This window comes from Kitasatospora sp. NPDC127116 (assembly GCF_042677365.1).
In the GTDB taxonomy this organism is placed as follows: domain Bacteria; phylum Actinomycetota; class Actinomycetes; order Streptomycetales; family Streptomycetaceae; genus Kitasatospora; species Kitasatospora lactacystinica.
The window spans coordinates 1-4,751 of sequence record NZ_JBHXTL010000260.1; the positions used below are offsets into that span (position 1 = coordinate 1).

Sequence of the window (4,751 nt, forward strand, 5' to 3'; positions counted from 1 at the left end):
GCACAAGCCCGGCCGGTCAGCCGACCGGGCAGCCGTCGAAGAGGCCCAGGAGCAGCCCCACGCACAGGAAGTCGATCAGGCCGACTTCCTGCACACCACCTCGATAGGGGCGGACAGAGAATATGCAGACCGGTCTACAGACTCGCCCCCGGCGCGGCCGGCGCCAAGGTACCTGCGCCCGCGCATCCGGCACGCGAGAAGTCGGCCCAGCCGACGTCTCGCGCGCCCGGGCGGGGGGGGGGGCGGGTTGGGTGTTTGGGGGGGTTGGGGTTGGGGTCGGGGGGTAGTGCGGGGTCACTCGGTCCAGATGGCGGCGGCCGTACGGTCGTCGGCGTAGCCCTTGGCACGGACCTGGACCTGGCGGAGGAAGTCGACGGTGCCCGGCGGGTGGGGGTGGGCCCAGTGGGTGGAGAGGAAGTGCGCGACGGCCGGCTCGTCGGCGATGGGCCGGGCGAGGCCCGGGGTGCACAGGAGGAGGATGTCGCCCGGCGTCGCGGGGACGAGCCGGAAGCGGAACGGGCGCGGGCCGGGCACCGGGGCCTCGGGGAACGGCGGCTGACCGTCCGGGTGGTGCAGCAGCCGGGCCGCGTAGGCGTCGATCCAGTGGCCCGAGCGCAGCAGGTAGAGCCCGCCCGGACCGACACCGAAGGCCGCGCGGTAGCCGGCCTCCGGGTCCAGCGACACCATCAGGCAGTGCAGCGACGCCGGGGACGGGGTGTCGTCCCCCTCCGGCTGCGGTGCCAGGGCGCGCAGCGGGGCGGCCGCACCGGTGGCCAGGCGCTGGAGGCCGTAGCGGAGCCGGTCGCGGGCACCGTCGCGCAGGTCCGCGGCCAGGCCGGCCCGGCTGCGCCCGATCGCGGCGGCGAGATGGTGGCACGCCTCCCCGCTGGCGGCCGCGATCGCCTCCGGGGTGACCGTCTCCTCCTCCGCGGCTCCGCCCATACGGTCGAAGCCGCCGAGGACGGCGAGCAGCAGCCCGTCCGGGCCCTCGCCGAACCGGGTGACCAGCAGGGAGTCGCGGCGCGGCTCGCCCCGGTAGCGCGCGGAGTCGCCCCGGACGGAGGCGGCGCGCAGGACGGACGGACCGTACTGGGCGCCGTCCAGCACGGTGTCCGGGACGAGCGCGCGCAGTGCGCCCGGGTCCGCCTCGGGTACGGCCGTCGGCTCGGGTCCGTAGGTCGGGGGGCGCTCGCCGACGTGCGGGACCGCGGCGCCGCCGTCGGCGAGCGGTGCGCGGACGGCCAGGCGGGGGTCGGGAACGGCGGCGGTCTGGGCCACGGGCTCCGGGTCGGGTTCCGAGGCGTGGACGGGTTCGGGCTCGGGAGCGGAGCTGGGGGCGGGAGCGGGGGCGGGCGGCTCGGACTTCTCCGCCTCCACCAGCGGCACCAGTTCCTCGGGGTGCTCGGGGTGCTCGGGCTGCTCCGCAACGGCGGGTACGGGGTCCGGCTGCGCCGGTTCGGGGGCGGGCGGCGGGGTGGGCTTCTCCAGCGAGACCGGGTCCGGGTCCGGGACCACGTCCGGGGCTGGGGCTGGGGCCGGGTTTGAGTCCGGACCCGGTACGGCCTCCGGCTCGGGTGCGGGTTCGGGTGCCGATGCCTGCTCGGGTTCCGGCTCGGGTTCCGGCTCGGATTCCGGGTCCGGCTCGGGTTCCGGTTTGGGTGCGGGTTCCGGTTTGGGTGCGGGTTCCGGGTCCTGCTCCGGGTCCTGCGCGCGCGCCGTCCTCGGTGCGTCGTCGGCGAAGTCGGGGGCCGGGAAGCGGTGGGTCTCCGGGGAGGTCCGCTGACGCCCGATCCCCTCCGCTCCGCCGATCACGCCGACCGCGGTGTCGAACCAGTCGTCGATGCTGTCCCGGCCCGCCGAGCCCGCCGAGCCCTCAGAACCCGCCGCGCCGTCGGGCTCCCCGGAAGCCGCTACGGCCGTCTCCGGCTCGGGTTCGGGCTCGGGCTCCGGTGCCGGTTCCGGTTCCGGTTCCGGTTCCGGTTCCACCGAGCGCTGCTGCCCGATGAGCCCGGCCGCCGTGTCGAACCAGTCGTCCACGCTGCCGTCCCCCGGGTCGGCGTGCGGGGTGTCCGGGAGGGTGCCCGTCGGACCGTCGTAGACGGCGTCCCACCAACCGTCGTCCGGCCGGTGCGGCTGTGCGGGTGCACCCTGCTTGCTCATCTGGCGGCTCCTGGTCGTTCCGTGGTCGCGCCGCCCCCGGCGGGCCGGGCTGACGACATTGTTCTCCACCTGCGACGACCCTGTCCGGGTTTCGGCGACAACCGGTCACCCACCGGAGCATCCCGGCCACCGCGCTCACCAGGCCGTTCACCGGGCGGTTCGCCGGGTCGTCCACGGTGGCGTCGCCCGGTCGTCCGCTCCCGTTCCGTCCGTGCTTGCCGGATGTGTCCGGAGCAGGGCGTTTCCTGGCCATCCGGGTGTGCGGGCCCCCGAAAATGAGGGCCGATGGGGGGCATCGCATCACTCGTTCGGCTGATTAAATGTGCGCATGACCGCGTCGGCCCCCAGTTCGCCCCGACCGGGGAGGGCCGCATCCGCGGGCCGCCCGGCAGGTGGGCTGTTGGTCCTGCTGCTCGTCACGCTGTTGACGCTGCTGCCCTGCGCGGGCCAGGCCAAGGCGGTGGACGGCTCCGGCCAACCGGCGCCGCACGCGGCCCCGGTCAGCGCCGTCACCGTCGTCAGCGTGGTCAGTGTCCAGGTCGCCACCGGGCACTCCTCCTACACCGGTCACGCCGCGAAGGTCACCGGGGCCACGAAGTCCTCGGACCACCACCGGACGGCCGAGGAGCAGGGGCACTGGATCCTCTGCACCGCCGACGGCCAGCCGCCGCGCAACAACGGCTGCTCCAGCCATCCGTACTGCTCGCAGGACGCCCAGCTGCCGAACCCGCCGCCGCAGCCGCAACCCGCCGTGTCACCGCTGACCCCGGCCGCGCCCGAGGCGCTGCCCCGGGTGGTGCCCACCGGTCTGCTCGACGGCGCGCACCCGGTGCCCGATCTGCACGAACTCCAGGTCCACCGGTCCTGAGTGGAACCCACCGCCGGCGCAGCCGCCGACGGATCCGTTTCTCCTCTCACACCAGCTGACCGCCGCCACCGACCGGTGCGGCGGGGACAAGGACGACCACCATGGGTTCCGCCTCCAAGCAGTCCAACAAGCCCGGCGGCAAGCAGGACGGCCTCGACCGCCGCGCCCGGATCGCCGAGCTGCGCGCCGCCGAGCAGCGCCGCGACCGCCGCAACAAGATCGTCGCCTCGGTGGCGGCCGGCGTGCTGGTGATCGGTGCGATCGCCACCGGCACCTGGATCGTCATGGACCAGAACCAGAAGAAGAAGGACAAGGAGACCGCCGCCAACGCGGACATCCCGGGCGTGAAGACCTTCGGCGAGCTGAGCCGCACCCACGTCAAGGACAAGGTCACCTACCCGATGACCCCGCCGGTCGGCGGCGACCACAACGCGATCTGGCTGGACTGCATGGGCCACGTCTACGACCAGCCGGTCGAGAACGAGCGCGCCGTCCACTCGCTGGAGCACGGCGCCGTCTGGGTGACGTACAACGGCAAGGCCACGCCGGACGACGTCAAGACCCTCTCCGACCGGGTCAAGAAGACCCCGTACTCGCTGATGAGCCCGTACCCGGACGAGCAGGGCACCATCACCCTGAACGCCTGGAGCACCCAGCTGACCGTGGACAGCGCCAGCGACCCGCGGGTGGAGCAGTTCTTCACCAAGTACGTCCAGGGCAAGCAGACCCAGGAGCCGGGCGCCTCCTGCACCATGGGGCAGATGTGACCGCCGGCGCGGGCCGCCCCGGCGAGGCCGTGACGGCGGACAGCGCGGGCACCGTGGACGCCGTGGACGCCGTGGACACCGCGGCGGACGGCGTCCAGGAAGTGGGGGCCCCGCGCCGCCGCCGCATGTGGTGGCCGGCCGCGCTGGCCGCCGCCGTGGCGCTGGCGCTCGGGGTGCCGGCCCTGGTGGCGAGCGGGACATCGGCGTCCGGCTCGTCCACGCTGTCCGTCCCCGCGAACGACTCCCCCGAGGCCGGGTTCGCCCGCGACATGGCGACCCACCACCAGCAGGCCGTGGACCTGTCGTTCGTCGTCCGGGACCGCACCGCCGACGAGCCGACCCGCACCCTGGCCTTCGACATCATCAACACCCAGGCCAACCAGCGCGGGATGATGATGGGCTGGCTCGACCAGTGGGGGCTGCCCCAGCACTCGACCGCCACGCCGATGGCGTGGATGGAGATGGGCCACGAGTACCAGGCCCACGACGGTTCGCTGATGCCGGGCATGGCCACCAACACCCAGATCGCGAAGCTGCGCACGCTCAGCGGGCGGGACGCCGAGGTGTACTACCTCCAGCTGATGATCGAGCACCACAAGGGCGGCGTCGAGATGGCCCAGGGCTACGTCGACAAGGCCCGGAACGATGCCGAGAAGCGGCTCGCCCAGTCGATGGTGGTCGCCCAGACCTCCGAGCTCCAGCTGATGACCGACATGCTCAAGGAGCGCGGCGCCGAGCCCGGCGTGCCCGCCTCCTGAGTGCTCGTTCCGCGGGCTCGCCCTGCGGCTCGTACGTGTCCCTCGGGTCCGGGTGTCCCCGGGTCCCACCGGTCCCGTACATTCCGTACGTCCTGTACGTCCTGTACGTCCTGTACGTCCTGTACGTCCTGTACGTCCCGCAGGTCCCGCGTGTCCCCGGACGGCCGGGGCGCCGGCGGGGACGGTCCCGTACCGTCC

4 protein-coding genes are annotated in these 4,751 nt (G+C 73.9%); 3 read left to right on the forward strand and 1 reads right to left on the reverse strand.

Features of this window, described 5'->3' with window-relative positions; all coding sequences use genetic code 11:
* Positions 1 to 294: 294 nt before the first annotated feature.
* Positions 295 to 2,160 carry a hypothetical protein gene (locus tag ACFVHV_RS43265; RefSeq protein WP_380359303.1) on the reverse strand — a complete coding sequence of 622 codons (1,866 nt, stop codon included), beginning with the start codon at positions 2,158 to 2,160 and terminating at the stop codon, positions 295 to 297.
* 400 nt (positions 2,161 to 2,560) lie between these two features.
* Here ACFVHV_RS43265 and ACFVHV_RS43270 point away from each other — a divergent pair, with 400 nt between their 5' ends.
* The 3 genes from ACFVHV_RS43270 (at position 2,561) to ACFVHV_RS43280 (ending at position 4,553) form a co-directional block, all read left to right on the forward strand.
* Positions 2,561 to 3,028, forward strand: coding sequence for a hypothetical protein (locus ACFVHV_RS43270; protein WP_359908029.1), 468 nt, complete (start codon positions 2,561 to 2,563; stop codon positions 3,026 to 3,028).
* A gap of 101 nt (positions 3,029 to 3,129) precedes the next feature.
* Complete coding sequence (locus ACFVHV_RS43275; RefSeq protein WP_359908032.1) at positions 3,130 to 3,795, forward strand: DUF3105 domain-containing protein; 666 nt, start codon at positions 3,130 to 3,132, stop codon at positions 3,793 to 3,795.
* 125 nt (positions 3,796 to 3,920) lie between these two features.
* Positions 3,921 to 4,553, forward strand: a complete 633-nt coding sequence (locus tag ACFVHV_RS43280; protein ID WP_380359306.1) for a DUF305 domain-containing protein — start codon at positions 3,921 to 3,923, stop codon at positions 4,551 to 4,553.
* Positions 4,554 to 4,751 lie beyond the last annotated feature (198 nt).